Origin of the sequence: Humidesulfovibrio sp. (assembly GCF_031082295.1) — a bacterium.
GTDB lineage: Bacteria > Desulfobacterota > Desulfovibrionia > Desulfovibrionales > Desulfovibrionaceae > Humidesulfovibrio.
In genome coordinates this window covers 20,913-45,536 of the sequence record NZ_JAVHLD010000025.1, presented here as the reverse complement: position 1 = coordinate 45,536, position 24,624 = coordinate 20,913, and the positions used below count along the sequence as shown (strand labels likewise).

Annotated in this window: 26 protein-coding genes; 12 read left to right on the top strand and 14 right to left on the bottom strand. The window is 67.6% G+C overall.

All coding sequences use genetic code 11. From position 1 onward, the window contains the following. Positions 1-53: 53 nt before the first annotated feature. The 4 genes from RDU24_RS12250 to RDU24_RS12235 all read right to left on the bottom strand — a co-directional run bounded on the left by RDU24_RS12250 (position 54) and on the right by RDU24_RS12235 (position 4,479). On the bottom strand, positions 54-3,209 hold the full coding sequence (locus tag RDU24_RS12250; protein WP_308736053.1) for a tetratricopeptide repeat protein: 3,156 nt from the start codon (positions 3,207-3,209) through the stop codon (positions 54-56). A gap of 111 nt (positions 3,210-3,320) precedes the next feature. Further along, positions 3,321-3,785 carry a hypothetical protein gene (locus tag RDU24_RS12245; RefSeq protein WP_308736052.1) on the bottom strand — a complete coding sequence of 155 codons (465 nt, stop codon included), beginning with the start codon at positions 3,783-3,785 and terminating at the stop codon, positions 3,321-3,323. A gap of 13 nt (positions 3,786-3,798) precedes the next feature. Continuing rightward, the gene (locus tag RDU24_RS12240) at positions 3,799-4,002 is read right to left on the bottom strand and encodes a DUF1737 domain-containing protein (protein WP_308736051.1); all 204 of its coding nucleotides are present in this window, start codon (positions 4,000-4,002) and stop codon (positions 3,799-3,801) included. 18 nt (positions 4,003-4,020) lie between these two features. Further along, the gene (locus RDU24_RS12235) at positions 4,021-4,479 is read right to left on the bottom strand and encodes a DnaJ family domain-containing protein (protein ID WP_308736050.1); all 459 of its coding nucleotides are present in this window, start codon (positions 4,477-4,479) and stop codon (positions 4,021-4,023) included. 789 nt (positions 4,480-5,268) lie between these two features. Here RDU24_RS12235 and RDU24_RS12230 point away from each other — a divergent pair. From RDU24_RS12230 to RDU24_RS12190, 9 genes are all read left to right on the top strand, one after another. Further along, a complete protein-coding gene (locus RDU24_RS12230) occupies positions 5,269-6,084 on the top strand; it encodes an undecaprenyl-diphosphate phosphatase (protein WP_308736049.1) in 816 nt (271 codons plus the stop codon). Between the two features lie 101 nt (positions 6,085-6,185). Beyond that, the gene (locus RDU24_RS12225; protein ID WP_308736048.1) at positions 6,186-7,451 is read left to right on the top strand and encodes a phenylacetate--CoA ligase family protein; all 1,266 of its coding nucleotides are present in this window, start codon (positions 6,186-6,188) and stop codon (positions 7,449-7,451) included. Positions 7,452-7,490: 39 nt separating this feature from the next. Then, positions 7,491-8,786 carry a ChaN family lipoprotein gene (locus RDU24_RS12220; RefSeq protein ID WP_308736047.1) on the top strand — a complete coding sequence of 432 codons (1,296 nt, stop codon included), beginning with the start codon at positions 7,491-7,493 and terminating at the stop codon, positions 8,784-8,786. 2 nt (positions 8,787-8,788) lie between these two features. Further along, complete coding sequence (gene mutM, locus RDU24_RS12215) at positions 8,789-9,655, top strand: bifunctional DNA-formamidopyrimidine glycosylase/DNA-(apurinic or apyrimidinic site) lyase (protein ID WP_308736046.1); 867 nt, start codon at positions 8,789-8,791, stop codon at positions 9,653-9,655. Between the two features lie 151 nt (positions 9,656-9,806). Further along, positions 9,807-10,304, top strand: coding sequence for a hypothetical protein (locus tag RDU24_RS12210; RefSeq protein WP_308736045.1), 498 nt, complete (start codon positions 9,807-9,809; stop codon positions 10,302-10,304). Beyond that, positions 10,220-11,110: an MFS transporter gene (locus RDU24_RS12205; RefSeq protein ID WP_308736044.1), complete on the top strand. Its 891-nt coding sequence runs from the start codon at positions 10,220-10,222 to the stop codon at positions 11,108-11,110. The genes RDU24_RS12210 and RDU24_RS12205 overlap by 85 nt, the downstream gene beginning before the upstream one ends. 259 nt (positions 11,111-11,369) lie before the next feature. After that, positions 11,370-12,902: a hypothetical protein gene (locus RDU24_RS12200; protein ID WP_308736043.1), complete on the top strand. Its 1,533-nt coding sequence runs from the start codon at positions 11,370-11,372 to the stop codon at positions 12,900-12,902. Then, on the top strand, positions 12,892-13,731 hold the full coding sequence (locus RDU24_RS12195; protein ID WP_308736042.1) for a hypothetical protein: 840 nt from the start codon (positions 12,892-12,894) through the stop codon (positions 13,729-13,731). The genes RDU24_RS12200 and RDU24_RS12195 overlap by 11 nt, the downstream gene beginning before the upstream one ends. Positions 13,732-13,849: 118 nt before the next feature. Then, positions 13,850-14,386 carry an acyl-CoA thioesterase gene (locus RDU24_RS12190; RefSeq protein WP_374989772.1) on the top strand — a complete coding sequence of 179 codons (537 nt, stop codon included), beginning with the start codon at positions 13,850-13,852 and terminating at the stop codon, positions 14,384-14,386. A gap of 52 nt (positions 14,387-14,438) precedes the next feature. Here the strand turns inward: RDU24_RS12190 and RDU24_RS12185 are convergent, their stop codons facing one another. The 9 genes from RDU24_RS12185 to RDU24_RS12145 form a co-directional block, all read right to left on the bottom strand. After that, positions 14,439-14,831 carry a YraN family protein gene (locus RDU24_RS12185; protein WP_308736041.1) on the bottom strand — a complete coding sequence of 131 codons (393 nt, stop codon included), beginning with the start codon at positions 14,829-14,831 and terminating at the stop codon, positions 14,439-14,441. Beyond that, complete coding sequence (locus RDU24_RS12180; RefSeq protein ID WP_308736040.1) at positions 14,807-15,487, bottom strand: ribonuclease HII; 681 nt, start codon at positions 15,485-15,487, stop codon at positions 14,807-14,809. Before RDU24_RS12180 ends, RDU24_RS12185 begins: the two co-directional genes overlap by 25 nt. Positions 15,488-15,683: 196 nt before the next feature. After that, positions 15,684-16,034, bottom strand: coding sequence for a 50S ribosomal protein L19 (gene rplS, locus RDU24_RS12175; protein WP_308736039.1), 351 nt, complete (start codon positions 16,032-16,034; stop codon positions 15,684-15,686). A 42-nt stretch (positions 16,035-16,076) separates the two neighbouring features. Then, positions 16,077-17,393, bottom strand: coding sequence for a tRNA (guanosine(37)-N1)-methyltransferase TrmD (trmD, locus tag RDU24_RS12170; RefSeq protein WP_308736038.1), 1,317 nt, complete (start codon positions 17,391-17,393; stop codon positions 16,077-16,079). Positions 17,394-17,451: 58 nt separating this feature from the next. Continuing rightward, positions 17,452-18,042: a ribosome maturation factor RimM gene (gene rimM, locus RDU24_RS12165; RefSeq protein WP_308736037.1), complete on the bottom strand. Its 591-nt coding sequence runs from the start codon at positions 18,040-18,042 to the stop codon at positions 17,452-17,454. A 3-nt stretch (positions 18,043-18,045) separates the two neighbouring features. Continuing rightward, on the bottom strand, positions 18,046-18,279 hold the full coding sequence (locus tag RDU24_RS12160; protein WP_305571572.1) for a KH domain-containing protein: 234 nt from the start codon (positions 18,277-18,279) through the stop codon (positions 18,046-18,048). 94 nt (positions 18,280-18,373) lie between these two features. After that, a complete protein-coding gene (rpsP, locus tag RDU24_RS12155; protein ID WP_308736036.1) occupies positions 18,374-18,613 on the bottom strand; it encodes a 30S ribosomal protein S16 in 240 nt (79 codons plus the stop codon). Positions 18,614-18,696: 83 nt separating this feature from the next. Continuing rightward, positions 18,697-20,256 (bottom strand): signal recognition particle protein, encoded by a 1,560-nt coding sequence (gene ffh / locus RDU24_RS12150; RefSeq protein ID WP_308736035.1) that lies wholly within the window; start codon positions 20,254-20,256, stop codon positions 18,697-18,699. 96 nt (positions 20,257-20,352) lie between these two features. Continuing rightward, positions 20,353-20,817: a hypothetical protein gene (locus RDU24_RS12145; protein WP_308736034.1), complete on the bottom strand. Its 465-nt coding sequence runs from the start codon at positions 20,815-20,817 to the stop codon at positions 20,353-20,355. A 171-nt stretch (positions 20,818-20,988) separates the two neighbouring features. On the opposite strand from RDU24_RS12145, the gene RDU24_RS12140 reads away from it, so the two are divergent. Genes RDU24_RS12140 through RDU24_RS12130 form a run of 3 tightly spaced genes read left to right on the top strand, consistent with a single transcriptional unit; the run spans position 20,989 to position 23,924 of the window. Next, positions 20,989-22,515, top strand: coding sequence for a benzoate-CoA ligase family protein (locus tag RDU24_RS12140; RefSeq protein WP_308736033.1), 1,527 nt, complete (start codon positions 20,989-20,991; stop codon positions 22,513-22,515). A gap of 27 nt (positions 22,516-22,542) precedes the next feature. After that, positions 22,543-22,782 carry an acyl carrier protein gene (locus RDU24_RS12135; RefSeq protein WP_308736032.1) on the top strand — a complete coding sequence of 80 codons (240 nt, stop codon included), beginning with the start codon at positions 22,543-22,545 and terminating at the stop codon, positions 22,780-22,782. Between the two features lie 2 nt (positions 22,783-22,784). Beyond that, positions 22,785-23,924 carry a hypothetical protein gene (locus RDU24_RS12130; RefSeq protein WP_308736031.1) on the top strand — a complete coding sequence of 380 codons (1,140 nt, stop codon included), beginning with the start codon at positions 22,785-22,787 and terminating at the stop codon, positions 23,922-23,924. Positions 23,925-23,926: 2 nt separating this feature from the next. On the opposite strand, the gene RDU24_RS12125 is transcribed toward RDU24_RS12130, so the two are convergent. Further along, positions 23,927-24,616 (bottom strand): histidine phosphatase family protein, encoded by a 690-nt coding sequence (locus tag RDU24_RS12125; RefSeq protein WP_308736030.1) that lies wholly within the window; start codon positions 24,614-24,616, stop codon positions 23,927-23,929. Positions 24,617-24,624: the final 8 nt, after the last annotated feature.

Below are 24,624 nucleotides of genomic sequence, written 5' to 3'. Positions count from 1 at the left end.
CCCTTTCGGCGCATGCTGGGGGTCCGGGGGCCGCTGCCCCCGGCCGCCGGAGGCTACTGCGCCTTGGCCTTTTTCTTGGACGTCTTGCTCTTCTTGGCGGGCTCGTCGTCCTTGGCCTTCTTCTTCGACTTTTTCTTGGCAGTGGCGGGCTGCTCGTCCTCTGCGTTGGATTTCTTGGACTTCTTGGACTTGCGCTTGGGCGGCGGAGTCGGCTCCGGTTCGTCGTCCATGTCTTCCTCGTAGGACTCCGAGGCCTTCTTGAGCTTGGTCATGCCGAGCATGGCGGTGAGGTTGCGCGGGAAGATGGCCAGCGAGCGCGTGAACAGGTTCTGGGCCTGGCCGGGGTGCTCCAGGCCCAGCAGCGCCCAGCCCATGCCCGACAGGGGCGCGGCGTAGGGCGTCTGCGCGTTGTAGGTGCGCAGCCAGTCGAAGGCGTGCAGTGCCTTGTCGTACTTCTTCTGGTGGTAGGCGGCCCAGCCCAGCTTGTCCATGAGGTGGCTCCACTTGTCCCAGGAGGGCGAGGTCTCCGGGGCGCGGGGCAGCAGCTTGTCGAAGGACTTCTCGGCCAGCGCCCAGTCGGCCTGCAGGTAGGCCGTGGCGCCGAGGCCGAACTGGGCTCCAATCTTGTTTGGCGAGGCGGCGAGGATGCGCTCGAACTCGGCGCGGGCCGGGGCCAGGTTGAGGGCGTAGAGCTGGCTCCAGGCCAGGTCAACTTCCAGGTCGCCCAGATGGTAATGCCGCGCAAGGAGGCGGCCCAGCTCCTGGTCATCCAGGTAGGCCGGGTCGAGGTTCAGCCCGGTGAGGAGCTCCTCGCGGGCCTGGCGCGCATCGCCCAGGGCCACCAGGGAGAAGGCCAGCCCGTAGCGCGGGGCGGCAAGGCCAGGGTCTTCGGCCACTGCGCGGTAAAAGTCGCGCACGGCGTCGCGCAGGCGGCCTTCGGACAGGGCGTTGAAGCCCCTGGCGCTCATGCGGTCCAGGCGCTCCAGGCGAGATTTTGGCGAGGATTTCTGCGCGGCCACGGCCTCCTGCTGCTTGCCCTGCCGCGTGAGCAGCAGCACCAGCGCCCGCCATGCCTGGGGGTTGGTGGGCTCCAGGCGCACGGCGTCGCGCAGGTGCGGTTCCGCCATGTCCAGGTGATTGCGGGAGAGCAGCGCCAGGCCGTCGCCCAGGTGCGCGTCGGCGTCGTCCTTGTTCACGGTGAGCAGGGTCTGGAACAGGGCGTGGGCCTTGTCCTCCTGCCCGGCCCAGAAGCTGGCCCAGGCCAGGGCGCGGCGTCCGGCGCGGCTGTTTGGGTTCTGCTGCAGATACTCTTCGAGGTAGGGCGCGGCGGCGGTGGGGTAGAGCTTGCGCGCGTAGGCCTCGCCCATTTCCAGGAACAGCTCGCTGTATTCCGGCCGGGAGCGCATGAGTTCCAGCACTTCCGGGGTGGCGGCGAAGTCCGGGCTCAGGAAGATGGCCTCGGCCAGGCTCTGGCTGGCCCTGTCCGGCTTGTCCTGCTTGGCCAGGGTGATGCCCAGGCCGTAGGCCGCGGCGGGCAGCGACGGGTTCAGCCGGCGGGCCTCGGAAAAGGCCTGGAGCGCGTCGGCGTACTGGCCCAGGCGCAGGCGCGCCCAGCCCAGCCCGTTCCAGGCGGCGACGGAGCGCCGTTCCTGGGTTGCCAGGCGGAAGTACTCGGCGGCGGCGGCGTCGTAGTCGCCGCGCTCGAAAAGGATTTTTGCCGCGGCCATGCGGCTGTCCACGTAGTCCGGGCGGGCGCTCAGGGCGGCGCGGAAGTGTTCCAGGGCCTTGGTGGGGTTGTTCTGCGAGAGTTCCAGGTGCCCCAGGGTGTTCAGGGCCACGGCGTTGTCGGCCTTGGCGGCCAGCGACTTGGCCAGCAGCGCGCGCGCCTCGTCCACGCGGCCCAGGGACAGCGCGGCCGCGCCCATGCCGGCGAGGGGGTCGGAGGGGGCGGCCTTGGCGGCCCGGCCAGCGTCCTTGAAGGCCTCCAGGGCCTGGACGCTCTGGCCCAGGCGCAGGTGGCTCCAGCCCAGGCCGATGAGGCAGTCGTAGTCCAGCGGGTCCACGTCGTCCAGGTAGGCCGAGAGCTTGGACAGGGCCTCAAGGTAGCTTGCGCGGTGGAAATAGGCCAGGCCCCAGTCCTTGTTCAGCGGCCGGAGCAGCGGGTCGGCGGCGATGGTGCGGCTCAGGGGCTCGGCCAGGGTGGGCTCCAGCACCACCAGGCGGCGCAGGGCGGAGAGGGCCTCCGTGGCGCGGGCCTGGGCCAGCAGCAGCCGGGCCTGCCCCAGCAGGGCCTCGGGCTGGTAGAACTGCCCGCCCGCGAGGCTGGCGTAAACGCTCAGGGCCTGCGCGGCGTTGCCGCTGGTTTCGAGGAGCCGGGCGGTTTTGAGTCGCGCCAGTTCGTCGCGCGTCACGTCGCCCTGGAAGCGCGAGGAGCGCCTAGGCACCTCGGCCCAGGCGGCCAGGGCGCTCGAGGTGTCGCCGGCCAGGGCCCGGGCGTCGCCCAGGGCCAGGTGCAGCTCCTTGGGCGAGGCCAGCAGGTCGGTGCCGGTGGTGGCGGCCTGCAGCAGGCGCGTGGCCTCGGCGGCGTTGCCCCGTCCCAGGGCGATGAGCCCCTGGCCGAAGAGGGCGTCGGCGCTGACGGACTCGCGCAGCATGTCCGGAAGGCCGCTGTGCTGGCCGTCGGCCGGGCGCCGGCTCTGGTTCAATGCCTCGGCGAAAAGCTCCACGGCGGCGGAGGTGCGGCCGCGGGAAAAGGCGGCCCAGCCGGAGCCAAGCAGGCCCACGGACTGGAGCTCGGGGCTTTGGCGCACCCGGTTGAACTGGTCCTCGGCCTCGGCCAATTGGTCCAGGCGCAGCAGGGTGAAGCCCAGCACGGCGCGGGTGTGGGCGGCCTCGGGCGATTCGATGGGGCTCGGGAGCTGCTCCGCCTTCTGGACGGGCGAGATCACCGGGGTGAGGCTGGGCCGGGCCGTCGCGGCTTGCGGGGGCGTGGTCGTGGGCAGCGCGTCGCGAAGGAGGCGTGCGGCCTCGTCGTATTTGCCCTGGCGGTAGAGCTCCATGCCCTGAATGTAGGGCGATTCGGCCCGCGCCGTGGCTGGCGCGAGGATGGTCAGGCAGCAGGCGAGGCTGACGGCGGCAAGGCCCAGCGCCAACGCTGGCAGGACCTTGGCGAGAGACAGAGACAATCTGGCGGGCTGGGCGGCGCGCATGGGCACTCCTTGAGGAAACTCGCCTGGCGGCGGACAGGGGGGACTATGCCCCAAGGGGTGCGCTTCCGTCCACAGTCTTGATGCGGGAGGCCGACCCCTTGCGGGCCTGGCTCAGATGGCCCGCTGGTCCGGCGCCGGGGGCTCCGCGGGCGGGCTGTTCTTGGGCTTGTCCGAGTGCTTTTCCAGCTGCTTGTCCAACTCCCGGCTCAGGCGGTCCAGGGCCGCGCGGGAGCCTTCCACCATGCCGCGCAGGGAGTCGCGCAGGGCTTGGCGGGGCGATTTTCCGTTTTTGGCCGCGGCGGGGTCGGCGGCCTTGTCCTGCTCGCGCGTGTCGGCCAGGGTGCGCGAGGCCTCGTCCAGCGAGGCGCGCAGCTCGCCCAGGTCCTGGCGCATGGCGGTGATGTCGGCGGCGAGCCTGGCCCGCTCGGTGGCGGATTCCTGCTCCAGGCGCTCCACCCGGGCGCGCAGCTGCGCCATCTCGGCATCGCGCGCGGCGGGCGGCTGGGACGAGCAGGCCGAGAGCGTCAGAACGGCGAAGGCCACGGCCAGGGCTGGTTTGCGGAACTTGTCGGTCATGTCGTGCCCTGGGTTACATCTTGGAGAGGTCAATGTCCGGCGAGAACTCGCCGACCACTTCCTTGACCACGGCCTGCCCGGCGATGACGCGGCCCTTGGTGGGGTCGAAGGTCAGGGTGGGGCCGCCGTGCAGCTCCCAGCCGTTGCTCAGGGCCTCGCTCACGCGCAGGCAGAAGGCCGAGTCGTCTGGTCCGGTGAAGTAGCGGTACAGTTTCATGGCGTTTCCTTGCTGCGTTCATCCAGGCGTTTTGTCGTTGACCGGCACGCGGGCCACGACCTTGTCGTAGTATTCCTGGCGCGCCTCCAGGTTGATGGGGCGGCGGCGCGACTCGTTGAGCTTGGTGATCATGAGGTTCAGGCGCTGCATCTGCGCGTGGCGCTCGGCCTCGTCGGTCATGCCCGCCAGCAGCTCGCGGGCGGTGTGGATCTCGCGCCGGGCCAGGAGCTCCGGGGGCAGGCAGTCGGCGTTCTTGAGCACGCGCCAGGCCATGCGCAGGTCCTCGGGCACGTGGGCGTCGTCCTCCAGGTCAAGGGGCTTGCCGCGTCCCGGCAGGTCGTCGAAGGCGCCCTGGTCCTGGGCCTGCCTGATGCGCTCCTCGGCGAGCCGCTCGATGAAGGCGAGGTTCAGGAAGCTCATGGGCGGATGGTGCTTCGACAGCGTCCGAAAGTCAATGCGCCAAGGGGTCGAAATCATGTGCCCGCAGGGCGGGAATCCTCCAGCCGGAACCTTTACATTCGCGCCCTCGTGCTTAGGTATAAGGGTACAAGGGACCTGACCGGTCCCGGCCGACTTGATAGCGCGGGGTGAAGGCCCGGAAGGCGAGCGGCGGGGGCGAGGCCACAAGGCCCAAAGGACGTGACGGGGGTCCCAGGCGATACAAGGCGGAAACGCGGAAGGAGGGTAGCCCGGCCTGGCTGAAAAAGCTCTCAACATATGGCGGATAGAGCCGCCCCTCGCACAAAAAGAGAAAAGTGCGCCGTGAACAAGTGCTCGCGGGTCCCTGGAAGCAAGCGGACCGGAGCAGGCCGGAATTACCGGCAAGCGGCGCACGACCATTTTGACGGCCCCGAGGCGCGCTCCCCGGGGCTTTACATCCGGCCCGGCGTGCTTATTTTTTGGGAACAGGGAGCCGCTCTAGGCCCAGCCGCTTCCCGCCGGGGGGCGGGCGGCGAGGGGGCCGATGCCAGTAGGCGTGGCCGCAACGGCGTGGCCTGAGAAGGCGAGTGGCTCCCCCCACAGCGCGTGAGCCTGCCTGGATGGAGGAACGGAGGAGCCAATGTGCAAAGCAGCCGACATATGGCTGATTGAGCAGCCGCCCGCACACAAAGAAGCAAGTGCGCCGTAGACAAGACCTCCGCCGCCCCGATTGCAAGGGACCGGAGCCCCCCGGGTAAACCGGGAACGGCGCACATTCCTTTTTGCCTTTCGCGAGCGCCTCTGCTACCCCGCCCCTATTCGTCCCCGCAAGGAGCACCCCTGTAAATGGCCCCCTGGTACATCGCCGTCGTCATGGGCCTCGTGGAAGGCCTCACCGAGTTTCTGCCCGTGTCGAGCACGGGGCACCTCATCCTGGCGGGGCACGCCCTCGATTTCATCGGGGCCAAGGCCGACACCTTCGAGATCGCCATCCAGCTCGGGGCCATCCTGGCCGTGGTGGTCATCTACTTCGACCGCTTCCTGGGCCTGGTGAAGCCGGACCCGGCGCGCAGCTTTTCCGGTCCGCGCGGCCTCTGGCTGCTGTTCCTGACCTCGCTCCCGGCCCTGGGCCTGGGGTTTCTGGCCCACAAGGCCATCAAGGCGCACCTCTTCGGACCCAAGACCGTGGCCCTGGCCCTGTTCGTGGGCGCGCTCTTGATGTTCGTGGTGGAGGCCCGCGCCGCGCGGCTTAAGCGCCCCCTGAAGCGTCCGGTGGATTCCCTGGACGCCGTGACCCCGCGCCTGGCGCTGGGCATTGGCCTGTTTCAGTGCCTGGCGCTGTGGCCGGGCTTTTCGCGCTCGGGTGCCACCATCATGGGCGGCATGCTGCTCGGGGTGGACCGCAAGACCGCGGCGGAATACTCGTTTTTGGCGGCGGTGCCGGTGATGTGCGCGGCGGTGGGCTACGACATGCTCAAGAACTGGCGCCTGTTCGACACCGCCGACCTGGTCTTCCTGACCATCGGCTTCGCGGTGTCCTTCGTGTCCGGTTGGGCCGCGGTGCGCGGCTTCATCAGCCTCCTGTCGCGCTTCACGCTCAGGCCTTTCGCCTGGTACCGGCTGGCCCTGGCGCCGCTGGTGTGGATCTTCTGGCCGAACTAGGCCCGTCCTCCAGCCTTGCAATTCCGCGCTGCTTCCGTTATGCTGCGCTATTCGGCGAATAGCGCCTCTTTTTCTGTCAACTTTTCAGGAGGATTCCTCACATGACCCGCAAGGACCGCACCGAGGGCATCTACAGCCGTCGCGAGGTGCTCGACGATTCCGAGCGCCGCCAATATTACCAGCTTCAGCTCAAGGACCTGCTGTCCTACGCCTACAGGTATTCCGAGGACGTGAAGAAGCGCTTTGACCGTTCCCAGTTCAACGTGGACAAGTTCAAGGCGCTCTCCGACCTGAAGCACGTGCCCATCCTGAAGAAGAAGGAGCTCATCTTCCTCCAGAGCATGGGACCGCGCCTGGGCGGCCTTCTGACCAAGGACCTGGGCGAGCTTCGTCGCGTCTTCCTGTCCCCCGGGCCTATCTTCGACCCCGAGGACCGCATGGACGACTACTGGGGCTGGACCGAAGGCTTCTACGCCGTGGGTTTCCGCCCCGGCGACGTGGCCCAGATCACCCTGCCCTACCACATGGCCCCGGCCGGGCTCATGTTCGAGGAGCCGCTGAAGAACCTGAACTGCGCGGTGATCCCCGCCGGTCCGGGCAACACCGGCAGCCAGCTCGACATCATGCAGAAGCTGCGCGTCACCGGCTACATCGGCACGCCCAGCTACCTGCTGCACCTGGCCCAGAAGGCCGAGGAGATGGGCCTGTCCCTGCGCAAGGACCTGTTCCTCGAGGTGGCCTTCGTCACCGGCGAAAAATTCTCCGAGAAGATGCGCACCACGCTCGAGAAGAAGCTCGACTGCGTCATGCGCCAGGGCTACGGCACCGCGGACGTGGGCTGCATCGGCTACGAATGCTTCCACAAATGCGGCCTGCACCTCAGTAACCGCGCCTTCGTGGAGATCTGCCACCCGGACACCGGCATTCCGCTGAAGGACGGCGAAGTGGGCGAGATCGTGGTCACGGCCTTCAACAAGACCTACCCGCTGATCCGCCTGGCCACCGGCGACCTGGGCTTCATCGACCGCGCGCCCTGCCTGTGCGGCCGCACCAGCCCGCGCCTGGGCAACATCGTGGGCCGCGTCGACACCACCGCGCGCATCAAGGGCATGTTCGTGTACCCGCACCAGGTGGAGCAGGTCATGGCCAAGTTCGAGGAGATCAAGCGCTGGCAGATCGAGGTCACCAACCCCGGCGGCATCGACGAGATGGTGCTCTCCATCGAGTCCGGCGCCTTCAAGCGCGAGGAGGAGCTGCTGCACACCTTCCGCGAGAAGATCAAGCTGCGCCCCACGCTCAAGATCCTGGCACCCGGCACCCTGCCCCCGCAGATCCGGCCCATCGAGGACAAGCGGACGTGGGACTAGCCGGGGACTAGCCCGGAGCCGCCCGAGACTGGAGGCTTGATGCCCCTGTTGACCATCACCCGCGCCCTGGTTCCTGCACTTCGCAGGGGCCGGGGCGCGTTTTTCGTGCGCAGCGCCGTCCTCCTCGCCGCCCTCCTCCCCGTCTTGGGCCTGGCCGCCTGCGCCGGGCCTGTGCCCGTCAACCAGCCCATGGCCGTGAGCTTCCTGCCCGCGCCGGGCCAGTTCCTCACCGACGGCGGCGATCCTCTCGCGCCCGAGGCCTTCCGCCAGCGCGCGGCCGGCGCCGACTACATCCTGGTGGGCGAGAGCCACGGCAACCCCTGCGACCACGAGGCCGAGGCCCGCGTCATCACCATCCTGGCCCACGCGGCGCTTGGCTCCGGCCCGCAAGTCGTCGTCGGGCTGGAGATGGCCCCGGCCACGCTCAACCCGGTGCTGGCCGAGTTCTCCGCCGGCGGCTTCCCGCCAGAGGACCTGGAGAAGCGCCTGGACTGGAAGACCAACTGGGGCCACCCCTTCGCCAAGTATCTGCCGGTGTTCCGCGCCGTGCGCGACTGGAAGCTCCCGGTCTACGGCCTGAACGTGCCGCCGGGCGTCATCCGCCGCCTCTCCGCCGCGGCCCTTGCCAACGCCACCGCCGCCGATCCCGTGGCCAGCCTCCCGCCCGAGGACCGGGCGCTCTTGCCCGCGCGCATCATTCCCCCCGCGCCGGAGCAGCTGGATTTCCTGCACGAGGTCATGGGCAGCCACCCCGGCAAGGCCAAGGGCCGCAAGGGCGAGAGCGCCGTCGACCCCCGCCGCGAGGCGCGCTTCCTGCTCATCCAGAGCGTGTGGGATTCGGCCATGGCCGAGCAGGCCGTGCGCGCGCGCAAGGCCACCGGCAGGCCCGTGGTGGTGCTGGCGGGCTCGGCCCACGTGGAGGGCGGCCTGGGCATCGCCCGGCGCATCGCGGCCTTCGACCCCGGCGCGAAGGTGCTGCTGGTGTCGCCCTGGCGCGGCGGCGAGTTCGACAAGGCCGACGCCCAGGTGCGCGTGTACTGCCCGGAGAGCTTCGAGAGCCGCATGGGCATGACCCTTGAGACCCGGCCCTTCGGTGAGGGCTTCGAGGTGGTGGTGACGAACGTCCGGCGCGGCTCCATCGCCGAGGGCGCCGGCCTCCGGCCCGGCGACCTGGTCACGCGGGCGGGCGGCTACCGCATGCGCTCGCTCACCACGCTGCACCTGGCGGGCAGCGACGCCTTCCGCGAGAGGAAGAACCTGGTGCTCGTCATCCGCAGGGGCGAGGACAGCTACGTCGTGGACCTCGGCCCCCTGGGCAAGCAGAAGGGGAAGTAGCCATGCCCGAGCTGCCGGAAGTCGAGACCATCGCCCGCACCCTGGCCGGAGAGGTGGAGAGCCGCCTCATCCAGGCCGTGGAGGTGCTGGACGAAAGCGCCGTGGAGCCGGAGGCTGAGGCCTTCTCCGCGCTGGTGCTTGGGCGGCGCATCGCGCGGGTGGACCGGCGCGGCAAGCTGCTGCTGCTGCACCTGCAGGCGGGCGGCGGCAAGGACGGCGGGGTCGTGGCCGTGCACCTGCGCATGACCGGCCGCGTGCTGGCCCTGCCCCTGGGCGAGAACCCGGTGCGGCCGCGCGTCGTCCTCACCTTGTCCGACCGTGGCGGGGGCGCCCTGCAGCTTGTTTTTTCCGACGTGCGGCGCTTCGGCCGCATGCATGCCTTCGCGCCTGGCGTCGGGCCGGGCAGCATTGAGCGTTGGCCCTTCTACCAGAACCTCGGCCCGGAGCCGCTGGGCATGACCGCCGGGGAGTTCCGCGAGCGCCTGGCCCCGCACGGCAAGAAGAGCAAGGCGCGCCTCAAGGCCCTGCTGCTCGACCAGAGCGTGCTGGCGGGCATCGGCAACATCTACGCCGACGAGGCGCTCTTCCGGGCGGGCATCCGGCCCGACGCCGTGGCCGGGGCCGTGAGCGCGCGCAGGCTGGACCGGCTCTTCGCCGCCATCCAGGCCGTGCTGGCCCAGGCCATCGCCGAGAACGGCAGCTCCATCCGCGACTACCGCGACGCCTTTGGCAACGCAGGCGCCTTCCAGAACAGCTTCCGGGCCTATGGCCGCGCGGGCCAGCCCTGCCTGGAATGCGCGGCGCCCATGCGCTCAATCCGGGTTGCGGGCCGCACCAGCACATACTGCCAGCGTTGTCAGACATCGTAATTTTTGCGCCGCTGACCCCCGTTTTCCTGCCGCTCACCGATTGAGAAAGCCGTAAACCCCCTGCCAGTGTATGGGATTGTGCGTTTGGCGAAACGGCCCCGTAAGGGGGCGCTCGCACGCAGCACCCCATCAGCGCACAGGAGGAACACACGTGAAGCACAGGACCGTGGGCCACGCTCACCATCAACCCGCTCAGGACGCAACCGCAACTACCGGGCATGGCAACAAGGGCTGGATCGTCGTCTTTTCCGGCCTCGGCCTGAACCTGGCCCTGGGCGTGCTCTACACCTGGAGCGTGTTCGCCAAGCAGATGACCGAGTCGCTGGAGCTGGGCGGCTGGGGCCTGACCAAGACCGAGGCCAGCCTGCCGTACATGCTGGCCATCGGCGTGTTCGCGCTGATGATGGTGCCCGCAGGGCGCCTGCAGGACCGCCTGGGGCCGCGCGTGGCGGCCATGGCCGGGGCGGTGCTCACCGGCGCCGGGATGCTGGTGTCGAGCCTTGCCGGGCCGGGCAACATGCTGCCCGTGCTCGTGGGCTTCGGGCTCATGGCCGGTTCGGGCTCATGGCCGGTTCGGGCTTCGGCCTGGGCTACGCGGCGGCAACGCCCGCGGCCATCAAATGGTTCCCGGCGGAAAAGAAGGGCATGATCACCGGCATCGTGGTCAGCGGCTTCGGCCTGGCCCCGGTGTATATCGCCCCGCTGGCCAAGCACCTGCTCGGCGCCTACGGCGTGAACGGGGCTTTCCGCATTCTCGGCGTGGCCTTCACCGTTGTCACGCTGCTTCTCGCGCGCATGATCACCAACCCGCCCGTGGCCGTGGCCGCCACCGCCACCGCCGGGTCCGTTCCCGCGCCCGCGCCCTCAAGCTCGGTCTGGCGGGAGATGGTCACCTCGCGCGCCTTCTACCTCCTGTACATCGAATACACCTTCGCGGCCCTGGCCGGGCTCATGATCATCGGCCACCTGGCCAAGATCATCGCCGTGCAGTCCGGCGGACTGGTGCAGACGGGCTTCATGTTCGTGGCCTCCATGGCCGTGTTCAACGCCGGCGGCCGCCTGCTGGCCGGGCTTCTGTCCGACAAGTTCGGGCGCATCCGCACCCTGGCCGTGGTGCTCCTGAGCCAGGCCTGCGTCATGCTCGTGTTCCCCGGCCTGAACGGAATGGCCGGGTTCTTCATTGGCTCTGGCGTCGTGGGCTTCAGCTACGGCGCGTGCCTGGCGCTGTTCCCGGCCACAGTGGCCGACTTCTGGGGCTCCAAGAACTTCGGGCTCAACTACGGCATTCTCTTCACCGCCTGGGGCGTGGGCGGCATGTTCGGCCCGCTCTTGGCCGGGCGCATCGCCGACGCCAGCGGCAGCTACCAGCTTGCCTATTACATCGCGGCCGCCCTGCTCGTGGGCGCCGCCGCCCTGACCACCATCACCAGGCGGCCCGTGCTCCGCGAGGGGTAAGGAGCAAGGTTCCGCTCGGGGCGAGGCCGCAAACCGGCCAGCTCCTCACCACACGGCCCTGCGCAGGCGAATGCTTGTGCAGGGCCTTCGCGCGCCTGGGGAAGGCGAAATAGAATAGTGCTTGAATAATGGCAATGGTTGATATAGCCATAGATTAAAGTCGTTGTATGATATGCCATGCACGATTGACTGGTGGGTGAATGTCCGCATCTGAGGACCGTGGAATGACCGGTTAAAAGCGCAGGGCACAGGGGGAAGCATGCTGAGGGCGAGAATCAGTGACATTGGCGATGCGCTTGTTCGCGCCGCCACAAACGTTAAAGAGGCCGTCCAAAGAGAACAGGGCGGGTTTGAGCTGATCGAGCCGGAGCAGCTAATCCGCGACATGAACATTATCGATCAGGCGACGCGACATGGCCATAACGGTAAACCGCCAGCTGACTCTACCGAGCTCTCCAGCACCGAGAGTTCAGTCAAGGCGCAGGTTGACGCCGCCGCCGCGCGGGCCTGGGAGTACTACAACGGCAGATTCGCGGCCCTTAAGTACAGCATGGGCACGCTCTCGATCTTCAATCGCAGGACCATGATCGAGGAAAAGGCCAGAGGTTTCAGGGGCGAGATGGCGGGCTACATCCAGCAAGGGACGACCGAGCTGCGCAACCTGCTGGGCAGCATGTGTGAACGGTACAGCTCGCTGGAAGCCTTTCGCGAGGAGCATAACCTCCTGCGCGAGGCAAAGCTCACCGATTCAAGCGATCTGTACAAGATGGCGATGCTTGTCATCATCTTCATGGTTGAGGCGTTGACCAACGCGTTTTACATCGGCAGCCGCGTGGAGGGCAGCGTCTTCGTGGGGCTGAGCATCTCCGGCGGCATAGCCGGCCTGAATATCTGCCTGGGCTGGTTCATCGGACGCATGGGCCTGCCCTACCTCTTGCACAAGGCAAAGAACTACAAGGTTCTTGGCGGTTCAGTCCTCTCCGTCAGCGTCGTCTGCGCGCTATTCCTGAACCTGGGTGTGGCTCATATCCGCAATTTCCTCGGGCGCGCCGACACAGGCCTGCAGGAGGCCACCCGCGCGGCTTTCGATATGCTTATGAGCTCTTCGTGCTTCAATATCGGCGACATGCAAAGTCTTGTGCTCCTGTTGATCGGGGCGTTTTGCGTCATAGGCGCCGCCGCGCGCATCTTCAGGTGGGACGAGTATTACCCAGGCTACGCGGAATACGCGCGCAACTTCCTTGTGGCAAACGAGATGCTGAAGGCGCGCCGTAACGATTTGTTCTACGCCATCACTGACATCTGCGAGGATATGCGCGAAAGAACGCAAACGCTCAGGGAATCGATTCTTGGCGATATCGGAATGTATCGGGAACTGGTCTCGGAAATGAGTGAGCTGCAGGAAAGCTACACGGAGCATATCGTGTATCTTCAGGGTGTGCTTAACACGGTGCTGCGCCGCTATCGCGAGATGAACGTCGCGGCACGAAAAGGGCTCCCGACGCCAGAATACTTCAAGGTGGAAGTGACGCTCGTCCCACGTAACCTGCAAGATCTGGCTCCGTACAGAGAGAAAGAGCCTGAACTGCAGGAAGTGGAAGACGCAGTGGAGAGCCAAATCCCAATTGCCCTGGCCCTGATCAACACGGAGCAGGAAAATGCCCAGAGAGAAATTACCCGAAGCATCCCCGAGGACATCGCCCCTTCATCCGCGTGCAGGCAGCAGTCCGGTCGGCGTGCATATCAACCAGCCGACGGAAACGAAGGAGCGGCGGGCTATAATGCAATCTAGCAGGACGGAGAGAAGCCTCAAATCCAGATCGGCCTGTGTGACGCCACCGCCACCGAGGGAGAAGAGCGGCCTTTCCCTCTGCATTGGAATCCTGCTGTTTGCCGTGGTCGCGGGATATTTTGTCTGGCAGAACATGCCTGTGCGCAAGGCCATCGCCAACACTGAAACGAATTGTCCGAACGATATCGCCTCGGTCACCGCTGTCCTCATCGATGTAACCGATCCTCTCAGCGGCGCGCAAAAGCAGCGCATATTGAACGAGATGGAGATACTGTGCAAGAATATCCCACAATACGGACGGATAGATCTTTACGTCCTTGATGGGAACGGCAAGGCCAGCCGATGCTTCTCCATGTGCAGCCCCGGCGATGGAAGCAACGGGAACATTCTGTTCGTGAACAAAGAAATGACGCAGATGAGCTGGAGGAAGAAATTCTACGACAAGGTCATAGAGAGGCTCGAAACAGCCATCGATTCAGGAGGCAACAACAGGTCTCCCCTCATTGAAGCCGTCAACGCCGTGTGCGCGGAATCCTTCAGCGGGCGTTCCGGCACAACTCCGGGCGGCAGCACCCTCATCCTCGTCTCCGACATGGTGCACAACACTCGCGAACTCAACCAGTACAATAGAAGAAGCGTTGGTTTCAGCGAGTTCAAGGGCACAGCGTACTTTGAACTTACGCGGCCGACAAACATGAAAGGAGTGAGGGGGCAGGTCTATTATGTGCGCAGGCCGGAGCTTGGAGCCATACAAGGAAATGCGCACAAGGACTTCTGGCGTTCCTATTTTCGTGAATGCGGCGCGAGCATGGATTTCGTCGAGATCTGACCACTGGGCAGTGGCGCCTGCGACAAGCGCCCAAAGAGTCTTCGCCGCCCCTTGACCCGTGCGCGCAGGCGTCCTAAACCGGGACAGGCTGCGCGCACGCGGCCAAAAGGGGACGCGCATGACCGACAAAGACAACTCCCACCCAAACCAGCCCGAAGCCCCCATCGGCAAGACCGCGGAAGAGTCCGCCGTCATCATGACGCACCAGGTGCTGCCCTCGGACGCCAACCCCGCGGGCAACGTGCACGGCGGCGTCATCCTCAAGCACATCGACACCGCCGCAGGCGTCGTCGCCATGCGGCACGTGCGCGGCTGGGCCGTCACCGCCAGCATCGACCGCATGGACTTCCTCAAGCCCGTCTACGTGGGCGAACTCGTGACCCTCAAGGCCAGCCTGAACATGGTCGGCCGCACCAGCATGGAGGTGGGCGTGCGCGTGGAGGCCGAAAACCTCCTCACCGGCGAGGTGCGCCACACCAACTCCGCCTACCTGACCTTCGTCGCCCTCGACGGCCTGGGCCAACCCCGGCCCGCACCGCCGCTCATCATCCAAGGCGAAGTGGCCGAACGCCGAAACCGCCAGGCCCTGCGCCGACGCGAACTGCGCAGACAAGCCATCGCCGAGGAACGCGCAGGGGATACCACCCGAATATAAACAAGACGCCAGGGGCGCCGGAGGCATCCCAGGCTCCGGCTCCCGGCCCAGTCTACCAGGGCTGCCAGGATCCAGGCGCGTCGGCGCTGAAGGCGTCGGGGGTGTGTTCGATGTGGTGCAGGCTGCCGGCGCGGAAGAGCACGGCGACGAGGTCGAGTCGGCAGGGCCGGTGCCAGAGGTCGTGTCTGGTGAGGTAGGCCTGGGCGGCGCGCAGCAGTCGCGAGCGCTTTTGGCTGGTCAGTCCTTCGGCGGGTGTGGCCAGCGAGCCTTCGGCGCGGGTTTTGACCTCCACGAAGACGAGGGTGTCGCCTTCTTCGCAGACGAGGTCGAGTTCGAGGCGGCCCAGGCGCAGGTTGCGTTCGAGGATGCGCAGGCCTTTGCCTGCGAGCAGGCGCTCGGCGGCGTCCTCGCCCCGGCGGCCTAGGTCGAGATGCCCGGCAGGCATGACTGGCGTTCCTGTTTGGTTTTGGCTGGCGGCTCTGGCCGCACGCCCCGGAAGGTCAGGCGATGGATGCTGCTGGGGCCGAGGCGTTGCAGGGCGTCGAGGTGGGCGGCGGTGCCGTAGCCCTTGTGGATGGCCAGCCCGTACCCGGGGTAGCGGCGGTCGAGCTTTGCCAGCAGGTGGTCGCGGAAGGTCTTGGCCAGGATGCTGGCGGCGGAGATGGCCGGGACGAGGGCGTCGCCCCCGATGACGGTGCGTTGCGGGATGTCGGCCAGGCAGGTCTGGTTGCCGTCGATGAGCAGCAGGGCGGGCCGCAGGCGCAGGTGCGCCACGGCGCGTTCCATGGAGCGCAGGGTGGCTTGCAGGATGTTGACGCGGTCGATCTCCGGCGCCCAGGCGAGGCCCAGGGACCAGCACAGGGCCTGGGTGCGGATGGCGGCTGCGAGCTGGTCGCGCCGTGCGGCCGTGAGGGCCTTGGAGTCGGTGAGGCCGGGCAGGTCGAAGGTGTCCGGCAGGATGCAGGCGGCGGCCACGACAGGGCCGGCCAGGCAGCCGCGTCCGGCCTCGTCGATACCGGCGACCTGGGCTGCGGGCAGGTCGGGCAGGCCCAGGTCGGGCAGGCAGGGCAGGGGGCGCGGGCTGGCGTGGCGTTTGGTCATGGGGAAAGCCTACACGGGCCGCCAGCCGGACGCAACGGCGGAGGCGCTGGTCCCGGTCCCGTCGCTCGGCATGGGGCTGCCGCAAGCGCCAAGTCCCCGGCAACACCTCTTTCGAGGCGCTGCCGGGGACGCTGGTGTCCGGACGATTGGTCTGGCGCTGGTCCGCGGGCTCGTCCGAAGACTGGCCCTGGGAGCCTTAGCTCCAGGCGTTGCGGGACTTGACGCGGGCGGCCTTGCCAGCCAGCTTGCGCAGGTAGAAGATGCGCGCGCGGCGCACTTTGCCCTGGGAAACGACCTCAACGCGGTCGATGGCCGGGGTGTGCATGGGGAAGATGCGCTCCACGCCCACGCCGTCGGAAACCTTGCGGACGGTGAAGGTGGCGTCGGTGGTGCCGCGCTTCACGCACAGGACCACGCCCTGGAAGACCTGGATGCGCTCTTTGTCGCCTTCGATGATGCGGGTGTGGACCTTGACGGTGTCGCCCGCGCGGAAGGCGGGGTGGTCCATGCGCAGGTGTTCGCTTTCGATTTTCTGGATGATGTTCATATGAAGACTCCTTTCTGGAACTATCAGTTCGGTTACGTCGTCCTACCAGGCGTCGCCCAGCAGCCTGTCCACCAGGATGGCCGCGGCGCTGCGCACCGACAGGTGGTTGTACAAAGCAAATCCGCGCACGGGCGAGAGCACCGCATCGGCCCGGGTGAGCACCTCCGGGGCCAGCCCGTGGCCGGTGCCCAGCACCAGGAGCACGGGTCCCTCGGCCAGCCAGCGGCGCACTTGCGCCGGGGGGCAGAAGGCGATGGAACGCTCCTTCGTGCCGCGCGCCGGTCGATAACTCGTCCGGGCGGAGGTGGCCACAACCTTCGGTTGCGCGCCCGCGCTCTCCGCCACCTGGGTGATGGCCTCATCCAGGCTTTCGGCCATGCGGCCCAGGCTGAGGGCGCCTGCCCTGTCCGGGTTGGTCCGGCCGCCTGCGCCTTCGGTCCAGTGCGTCAAAAGCCGCTGGCCCAGTTCCCGCTGATCGACCAGCGGGGTGACGAAACACACCCCCGCCAATTCATATGTGCGGGAAACGCGGCACATATCGTGTATGTCGAGGTTTGTCAAAGAAACCGTGGCCGGTTTTCCCGATTTATCGAGCACCGGGTGGTGCAACAGGCACAGCGTCAGCCCGCGTGCGAGGCTGGCCGGGCGTTTCCCGGCGCGCAGGAAATCTATGTCCGAACCGGACAAATGTGCGGTCTGCAAAAGCTCCGGGCGTCGCGAGAGGGTGCGCCGGAGGGACTCCTCGCGTCGCCACTGCGCGACCTTGGCGTGGGAACCGCCGCGCAGAACTTCCGGCACCTCGCGCTCCCGGTAGACCTCTGGCCGGGTGTAGTGGGGGTGCTCCAAGAGCCCGCCGGAGAAGCTCTCGTCGTCCCCGGACTCCTCTTTGCCCATGAAGCCCGGCACCAGGCGTCCCACGGCCTCCAGCAGGCACAGGGCCGCGGCCTCGCCGCCGTTCAGCACGAAGTCGCCCACGCTGACGCTCTCCAGGCCCTCGTCCTCGATGAGGCGCTCGTCGATGCCCTCGTAGCGGCCGCAGACGAGGGTCAGGGCGGGCTCAAGGGCCAGCTCCCGCGCGAAGTCTTGTGTCAGCGGACGGCCCGAGGGGGCCAGCACCAGCTTGCGGCCCGGCTCGCGGATGCCTGCCAGGGCCTCGGACAGCGGTCCCGGCATCATGACCATGCCCGGTCCCCCACCGTAGGGGCGGTCGTCCACGGTGCGGTGGCGGTCGGTGGCGAAGTCGCGCGGGTTCACCAGGTCCACCGCCACAACGCCGGAGTCAAGAGCCTTGCCCAGTTGGGCGGCCTTGAGGGGTCCGGCGAAGAACTCCGGGAAGAGCGTGAGGATGGTGAAAAGCAAACGGGACTCCAGGTGGACGTTGGCTCGCGGGTTGTACGGACCGGGTATGCGGGCCGGGCTATCCCGGCGTGTCGAGGTAGAGCTCCAGCAGGCCCGGCGGCGGGTCGATGACGATCTTCTTGCGCTTTGCGTCAAGCCCCAGGATGAACTCCGGCACGGCCGGGAACAGTATCTCCGCCCCGCCCCCTTTCGGACCGGGCGCTCGGATGACCCAGGTGATCTGGCCGGGGGTGTCGAGGATGGCCTCGAACACGCCGACCTCGGCGCCGTCCTCGAGGAAGACGCGGGAGCCCAGCAGCCTGAACAGGTACTCTTCGCCCTCGTCGGGCTCCGGCATGTCGGCCTCGGCGATGTACACCTCGGCCCCGCGCAGGAGGTCCGCCGCGGTGCGGTCGGGCACGCCCTTGAGCGTCACCAGCATGCGCCCGGTGTGCTCGCGGCTGGCGGCGATCTCAAAGGGCTTGGGCCGGCCGAGGCCGCCGCCTTTGGGCGCCGGAGCGGCCACGAACAGGGTGCGCCCGGGCGCGAAAAGCAGCGGGGAGCCCGCATGGATGTCCATGCAAAGCTCCCCACGGATGCCGTGCGGCTTGGCCACTCGGGCCACGGCCACCATGCCGTGCGCACTCGCGCGCTCAGGCTTGGCGGTCATGGTCTATTCGATGATCTCAAGCACGGCGCGCCGCTTGACCTTGGCCGAGGCAGCGCCGAGCAGGGTGCGCATGGCTCTGGCCGTGCGTCCCTGCTTGCCGATGACCTTGCCCAGGTCCTCTTTGGCCACCTTGAGCTCCAGCACGGCGGTCTGCTCGCCTTCGATCTCAGTGACCTTTACCTCGTCCGGGCTGTCCACAAGCGACTTGGCGATGTATTCGATCATATCTCTGAGCATGTCGGGTCCCCCTTGAGGAATGTGAGCGGGAGAACGAGCCGTGAACTGGACCCCTGCCGCTTTAAGCCCAAGCTGGCGCTTCGTTTTTTTGAAACTAGGCGGGCTGCTTGGAGACCAGCGAACGAACGGTGTCGCTAGGCGTGGCGCCCATGCCGATCCACTTGTCGTACGCTTCCTTGTTGATGACGACCTCGGCGGGCTCGGTCATGGGGTTGTAGTGCCCCAGGAATTCCAGCGGACGGCCGTCGCGGCGGCTGGCGCGCTCGAGCACGACCAGGCGGTAGAACGGACGTTTCTTGCAGCCCATGCGGGTCAGTCGGATAGTGAGAGCCATGTTGTCTTTCCCCCTGAATGGTTTGATATGCGGTTTAAAGTCAAAATGCAAGCGGATCGCCGCCTGCCTGGTATGGCATGAAGCTAGCGCTTTTTGCGCTGCTTCTTGTTCATCTTCTTTTTCTTGCGTTCGGCCAGGGTCTTTTTGGACAGGCCCTTCTTCGGCTCCGCGCCGCCCATGCCGCCCATGTCGCCCATGTCCGGCATTCCGGGCATGCCCATGCCCATGCCCATGCCCGGCGCGAGCGAGTTCGGCAGGCCGGAGCGCGGCTGGGGCTTGCTTCCCGGCGGGGTGTAGCCCGCAGGCATGCCGGGGATCTTCGGCATCTTCGGGGCCTTGCCGCCACCGCCGCCCAGCATCTGCTGCATCATCTTGTTCATCTGGTCGAAATTCTTCAGCAGCGCGCTGACCTCGTTCACGCTCATGCCGCAGCCCTTGGCGATGCGCGCCCGGCGCGAGGCGTTGATGATGGAGGGCTCCTGGCGCTCCTTCTTGGTCATGGAGCTGATGATGGCCTCGGCCTTGTCGATCTCCTTTTCAGGGACCTGCATGTCGCCGAGCTTCTTCATCATGCCGCCCATGCCCGGCACCATCTTGAGGATGCTCTCAAGCGACCCGATTTTGCGCATGCGGCGCATCTGGGTCATGAAGTCCTCGAGGTCGAACTTGGCCTGCTGCATCTTGGAGGCCAGCTTCTCGGCCTCCTCCTGTTCCATGGTGCCCTGGGCCTTCTCGATGAGCGTCATCACGTCGCCCATGCCCAGGATGCGGCTTGCCGCGCGGTCCGGGTGGAACACCTCAAGGTCGGAGAGCTTCTCGCCCAGGCCCACGAACTTCAGGCTCTTGCCGGTGACGCTCTTGATGGAGAGGGCCGCGCCGCCGCGCGCGTCGCCGTCCATCTTGGTCAGCACCACGCCGGAGATGTCCAGGCGCTTGTCGAAGGCCTCGGCCACGGTCACGGCGTCCTGGCCGGTCATGGCGTCGGCCACGAAAAGAATTTCCTGCGGGGAGCACTTGGCCTTGATGGCGGAGAGCTCCTCCATCAGCGTCTCGTCCACGTGCAGGCGGCCCGCGGTGTCGAACAGGATGGCGTCGCACCCTGCCTCGGCGGCCTTCTTGATGGCGTCGGCGCAGATGTCCACCGGGTTCATGTCCGTGGTGGAGGGGTAGCATGGCACGCCGAGCTGCTTGGCCAGCACGTGCAGCTGCTCGATGGCCGCCGGGCGGTACACGTCGGCCGGGACCAGGTAGGGCTTGAGCTTGTGCTTGCCGCGCAGCATGTTGGCGAGCTTGCTCGCCGTGGTGGTCTTGCCGGAGCCCTGCAGGCCCACCATCATGATCTTGACCGGCTTGCCGCGCAGGTCCAGGCCCTTCTGTTCGCCGCCCAGAAGCTCCACCAGCTCGTCGTGCACCAGCTTGACCAGCTGCTGCCCGGGGGTGAGGCTCTTCAGGACATCGGCTCCCAGCGCCTTCTCGCGCACGCGGTCGATGAACTCCTTGACGACCTTGAAGTTGACGTCGGCCTCGAGCAGGGCCAGGCGCACCTCGCGCAGGCCATCCTGGATGTTGTTCTCATCCAGGCGGGCCTGACCGCGCATCTTGCGGAAGGCTTCTGAGAGGCGGTCTGTCAGGCTGTCGAACAAGGTGTCATCTCCAGTGCGCGCGTTTTGGGCAAAACATTTCCGCACCGGCCATCCCGTAAGGAACGGCGCGGCACCACCTAAAAAAGAAGCTGTGTGTTACATAAGCCGACGGGGCTCGTCAAGGGGCATCGACAGGGGGTTCATAGTGGCGGCAAGGAGCCCGCCGGGGGGCGGCGCGTGTGGTTTTTGTTCCGCATCGCTCGATTTTCTTGCCAAATGGGCACAGCACGCGTCAAGGCCATTCAGCTGACCATCAATAGAATAATATACGTGCCAGTCGCTATCCCCGCCCTTCTTGCCCAGCGGGTCGACCTCCCCATCAGGGCGCCGTGAAGCGCCCGGCCTGAAACCACCGAAGGGGGCGTATTGCATGACCTGCGCAATACCGCCGTCCGTGGTGGCAAGCGCAACCGGAGTGCCGAGCTGGTCCGCTAGGATGAAGTACATGTCCTGGCTGCTGGTCAGGCCGACCGGCGTGCGTCCTTCAAGGTACGCGAACATCCACCACTGCCGCCCGTCGTGGGAATTCGTCCAGGCGCAGCCAACAGGAGTCGTGAACATACTGGATGCGCGGCCCGCCGGGGGGAATGATTCTCCCGGAGAATGGTGGACGTCGTGCCATGCCAGAGCCGCAAAGCTCCGCCACACGGCGTTGACCCAAGTGACGCGAATCTGCTAAGGTCCTGCAAGATCGAGGAACCGACCGCGCCCTGCCCACAGGAGACACCGCCCATGCCTGAGCCTCAGAACGTCGCCGCAGGGCTGCTTGCCGCGAACCTTTCCCGCTGCCCGGACAAGGCGGCCTACCTCTGCAACGACGACACCCTCACCCACCGGGCTCTTGCGGCGGACTCGGCCCGCTTCGCCAATCTGCTGCGGGCGCGCGGGGTGGTCGCGGGCGAGCGCGTGGTGCTGGTGCTGCCGGACAGCTTCGCCTACGCCAAGGCCTTCCTCGGGGCCATGCTGCTGGGGGCGGTGCCCGTGCCCGTCAGCGCCATGCTGACCCGCGCGGACTACGCCTTCATCCTGGCCGACTGCGCGGCCACGGCCCTCGTCACCTGGGAGGACTCGCCAGCGGCGGAGGCCGCGCGCGACGTGCCGGAGACGGGCGTGGTGCTCTGCTGCGGGCTGGACGGCCCCTGGGGCCTTTCCGAGCACTCGGCGGAGTTCGAGCCCGCCGTCACGAGAGACGACGCGCCCGGGTTCATGCTGTACAGCTCCGGCTCCACCGGCCGCCCCAAGGGCGTTCCGCACGCCGCCGCCGACCTGCTCGGCCCGGCCAGCCCCTGGGGTTCGGACATCCTGCGCGCCACCGGGGACGACGTCTTTTTCTCGGCGAGCAAGATGTCCTTCGCCTACGGGCTCATGTCGAGCCTGACGCTGCCGCTTTCCTTCGGGGCCACCGGGGTGTTCTTCCCGGACAAGCCCGGACCGTACGAGCTTTTGGCGGCCATCGCCCGGCACCGGCCCAGCCTGTTCTTCTGCGTGCCCACCCTGTACAACCTCGTGCTGCGCGCCTTCGAGCCGGGCAACCCGGAGCACGACCTCTCGTCCCTGCGCCTGTGCTATTCCGCGGGCGAGGCGCTGCCCGCCAGCCTGTGCCGCCAGTGGCTGCTGCAAACCGGCGTGGAGATCCTGGACGGCATCGGCTCCACCGAGGCCTTCAACCTGTTCCTGTCCAACGCTCCGGGCCGGGTGCATTGCGGCGCCAGCGGCGAGGCCGTGCCCGGCTTCGAGACGCGGCTCGTTGCGGATGGCGGCGACGGCGCGAGCCCGGAAGTCCCCGACGGCACCTCCGGCAACCTGCTCATCCGGGGGCCGGGGCTGGCCAAGGCCTACTGGAACCGGCCGGAGAAGACCGCCGAGACCATGCTGCCGGAGGGCTGGCTGGCCACCGGCGACGTCTACGTGCGCGAGAACGGCGTGTTCACCCACCAGGGCCGCAGCGACGACATGCTCAAGGTGGGCGCGCACTGGGTGTCGCCCGTGCAGGTGGAGGACACCCTGCGCACGCACCCGGCCGTGGCCGAATGCGCGGTGGCAGCGCTGCGCGTGGAGGGGCTCATGCGGCCCTGCGCCCACGTGGTGCTGAAGGACCCCGGCCTGGCCCAGAGTCAGCCGCAGCTCGCCACGGACATCCTGCGGCACGTGCGCGGCCTGTTGCCCGTGCACATGTGCCCGGTGCGCGTGGAATATCACACCGATCTGCCCAAGACCCCCACGGGCAAGATCCAACGCTTCCGCCTGCGCAGCGCGTAGGCCGCAACATAGCCAAAGGAGAGGGAAATGGACGTCACTGGAGTGGATCTCAAGGCGCTGCTGGAGGAGGTCGGGGTCAAGCCCGAGGTGGCGCGGGCCGTGGACCCGTCGGGGCCGCTGCTTCGGCAGGGGCTTGATTCCGTCGACTTTCCGTCCTTCTGCGCCCTGTTGGAAGAGCGCTACGGGTTGCGCCTGGACGACGAGGCCGCGCTCAAGCTGCGCACACTGAACGATTTTGCCGCCGCCGTGAACGGCCTGAAAGGATAGCCATGGACAGAAAGACAGCCATCGCCGCGCTCATCAAAAACGCCAAGGACCCCGTCCCTGGCCAGAAGGTCACGGCGGGCGCCTTCCGCCCCGAGGACGCCCCCGGCGTGGGCCGATTGTTCGTGCAGGTCTACGGGGAGGACTATCCCGTGGACGATCCCTACGTGCCGGAGCTGCTCATCGAGGCCAACAAGAGCGGGCGCATCTACACCGTGGTGGCCCGCGCGGCGGACGGCACCGTGGTGGGCCAGGGCGGCGTGTACCAAAGCTCCCCGCCCAACCGCCGCATGTACGAATACGGCCAGATCCTGGTGGACAAGGCCTACCGCAACACCTTCGCGGCCTTTCGCATCCACAAGTACGCGTCGGAGAACATGTTCGGCAAACTGCCCAACGTGGACGCCATGTTCGGCGAGGCAGTGTGCCACCATCTGGTGACCCAGAAGATGTCGCGCGGGGTGGACTTCTTCGAGTGCGGGCTGGAGGTGGGGCTCATGCCCGAGGAGGCCTACGCGGGCGAGGGCGTCAGCGGCCGGGTGAGCTGCCTCCTGCACGTCCGCGTGGACCACGACCGCCAGGCCGACCTCTTCGTGCCCGAGTGCTGGGGCGGGCAGGTGCGCCGGCTGCTGCCCTTCTGGCCGCTCAAGCGCAACGTCAAGCAGGGCGGGAGCGGGCACGTTCCCGCTGCGGACGAGGCCACGGACATGGCCGTGCAGCAGTTCGGCTTCGCCGGGGTCACGCGCTGCAACGTGGCCGAGGTGGGCGCCCAGTTCGCCGAGCGCGTCGCCCAGGAGATACGCGAATCCGAGGAGCTGGGCCACTCGCTCATCCAGTTCTACCTGCCGTGCGGCTCCCCCTCCTGCGGCTATGCGGCCGAGGTGTTGCGCCAGGCGGGGTGCTTCTTCGGGGGCTTTTCGCCGCTGTGGTTCGGCTCTGCCGGGCAAGGCCCGGACGCCGTGCTGGTGCAGCGCCTGCTCCGGCCCGTGGGCCTCGCGCCCATCAAGACCCAGAGCGACGCCGGGGCCATGGTGGTGCGGATGGTGCTGGAAGACATGGAGCGGGCCGGGCGGGAGTTCGGCGCGCCGGTGGGCGTTCCGGTCCCTCAGGCCGCTGCGGAGCAGCCGGAGAGCACCCAGGGGTGAGGCTAGCGGAGGCTGGCCGCCAGCCAGCCCGGAGCCAGCGCCGCCGGGCGCAGGTTTATCGCCCGCACGGTGAAGCGCTCGCCGTCGAAGTCCAGCAGGTTCAGGCAGCCGTAGTCCTGGGGCAGCGCCAGCACGCGCGAGAGCGGCAGTTCCAGCGCCGCGCAGAGCACGGCCCGGTTGACCCCGGCGTGGGCCACGGCCAGGACGGCGGTTTGGCAGGGGCCCTCGCCTTCGGCGTGGGCTTCTCCTGCCAGCCGGGTCAGCGCCCGCATGGCCCGTGCCGTGACGTCGTTGTAGTTCTCCCCGCCCGGAGGCCGGTATCCGGCCAGGTCCGCGCCGCGCGCCTCAAACCCGCCGGGGGTGAGCCTGCGCACCTCCTCCGGGTAGAGCCCCTGCCACTGGCCGACGGAGATCTCCCGCAGCCCCGGCTCCACCGCCAGGCTCGGGGCCGGATCAAGCCCCGCCACCGCCAGGGCGAGGGTGTCCCGGCTGCGCGAGAGGTCGCTCGACACCGCCCGGCGCAGCGAATACCCGTCGCCCAGGCGCGCCAGCGCCAGCGCCGCCTCCCGGCCCTGGGCGCGGCCCACGTCGTCCAGGGGCAGGTCGCGGTCGCCCACGAAGCGGCGCGTGCCGTCCGGGGCCTGCGGCTCCTGCACGATCTGCCCGTGGCGCATGAGCAGCACGGCGGTCATGCGCGAGC

What these genes read in the sequence shown, in the direction of transcription:
- RDU24_RS12225 (WP_308736048.1), top strand. Translation starts at nt 6,186, where the DNA reads ATGACCCGCAAGGACCGCACCGAGGGCATCTACAGCCGTCGCGAGGTG.
- RDU24_RS12250 (WP_308736053.1), bottom strand. Translation starts at nt 3,209, where the DNA reads ATGCGCGCCGCCCAGCCCGCCAGATTGTCTCTGTCTCTCGCCAAGGTC.
- RDU24_RS12135 (WP_308736032.1), top strand. Translation starts at nt 22,543, where the DNA reads ATGGACGTCACTGGAGTGGATCTCAAGGCGCTGCTGGAGGAGGTCGGG.
- RDU24_RS12195 (WP_308736042.1), top strand. Translation starts at nt 12,892, where the DNA reads ATGCAATCTAGCAGGACGGAGAGAAGCCTCAAATCCAGATCGGCCTGT.
- RDU24_RS12145 (WP_308736034.1), bottom strand. Translation starts at nt 20,817, where the DNA reads ATGTTCACGACTCCTGTTGGCTGCGCCTGGACGAATTCCCACGACGGG.
- RDU24_RS12180 (WP_308736040.1), bottom strand. Translation starts at nt 15,487, where the DNA reads ATGACCAAACGCCACGCCAGCCCGCGCCCCCTGCCCTGCCTGCCCGAC.
- RDU24_RS12205 (WP_308736044.1), top strand. Translation starts at nt 10,220, where the DNA reads ATGGCCGGTTCGGGCTTCGGCCTGGGCTACGCGGCGGCAACGCCCGCG.
- RDU24_RS12185 (WP_308736041.1), bottom strand. Translation starts at nt 14,831, where the DNA reads ATGCCTGCCGGGCATCTCGACCTAGGCCGCCGGGGCGAGGACGCCGCC.
- RDU24_RS12140 (WP_308736033.1), top strand. Translation starts at nt 20,989, where the DNA reads ATGCCTGAGCCTCAGAACGTCGCCGCAGGGCTGCTTGCCGCGAACCTT.
- RDU24_RS12130 (WP_308736031.1), top strand. Translation starts at nt 22,785, where the DNA reads ATGGACAGAAAGACAGCCATCGCCGCGCTCATCAAAAACGCCAAGGAC.
- RDU24_RS12220 (WP_308736047.1), top strand. Translation starts at nt 7,491, where the DNA reads ATGCCCCTGTTGACCATCACCCGCGCCCTGGTTCCTGCACTTCGCAGG.
- RDU24_RS12125 (WP_308736030.1), bottom strand. Translation starts at nt 24,616, where the DNA reads ATGACCGCCGTGCTGCTCATGCGCCACGGGCAGATCGTGCAGGAGCCG.
- rplS (WP_308736039.1), bottom strand. Translation starts at nt 16,034, where the DNA reads ATGAACATCATCCAGAAAATCGAAAGCGAACACCTGCGCATGGACCAC.
- RDU24_RS12190 (WP_374989772.1), top strand. Translation starts at nt 13,850, where the DNA reads ATGACCGACAAAGACAACTCCCACCCAAACCAGCCCGAAGCCCCCATC.
- RDU24_RS12240 (WP_308736051.1), bottom strand. Translation starts at nt 4,002, where the DNA reads ATGAAACTGTACCGCTACTTCACCGGACCAGACGACTCGGCCTTCTGC.
- mutM (WP_308736046.1), top strand. Translation starts at nt 8,789, where the DNA reads ATGCCCGAGCTGCCGGAAGTCGAGACCATCGCCCGCACCCTGGCCGGA.
- RDU24_RS12160 (WP_305571572.1), bottom strand. Translation starts at nt 18,279, where the DNA reads ATGCTCAGAGATATGATCGAATACATCGCCAAGTCGCTTGTGGACAGC.
- RDU24_RS12235 (WP_308736050.1), bottom strand. Translation starts at nt 4,479, where the DNA reads ATGATTTCGACCCCTTGGCGCATTGACTTTCGGACGCTGTCGAAGCAC.
- RDU24_RS12200 (WP_308736043.1), top strand. Translation starts at nt 11,370, where the DNA reads ATGCTGAGGGCGAGAATCAGTGACATTGGCGATGCGCTTGTTCGCGCC.
- rpsP (WP_308736036.1), bottom strand. Translation starts at nt 18,613, where the DNA reads ATGGCTCTCACTATCCGACTGACCCGCATGGGCTGCAAGAAACGTCCG.
- RDU24_RS12245 (WP_308736052.1), bottom strand. Translation starts at nt 3,785, where the DNA reads ATGACCGACAAGTTCCGCAAACCAGCCCTGGCCGTGGCCTTCGCCGTT.
- RDU24_RS12230 (WP_308736049.1), top strand. Translation starts at nt 5,269, where the DNA reads ATGGCCCCCTGGTACATCGCCGTCGTCATGGGCCTCGTGGAAGGCCTC.
- rimM (WP_308736037.1), bottom strand. Translation starts at nt 18,042, where the DNA reads ATGACCGCCAAGCCTGAGCGCGCGAGTGCGCACGGCATGGTGGCCGTG.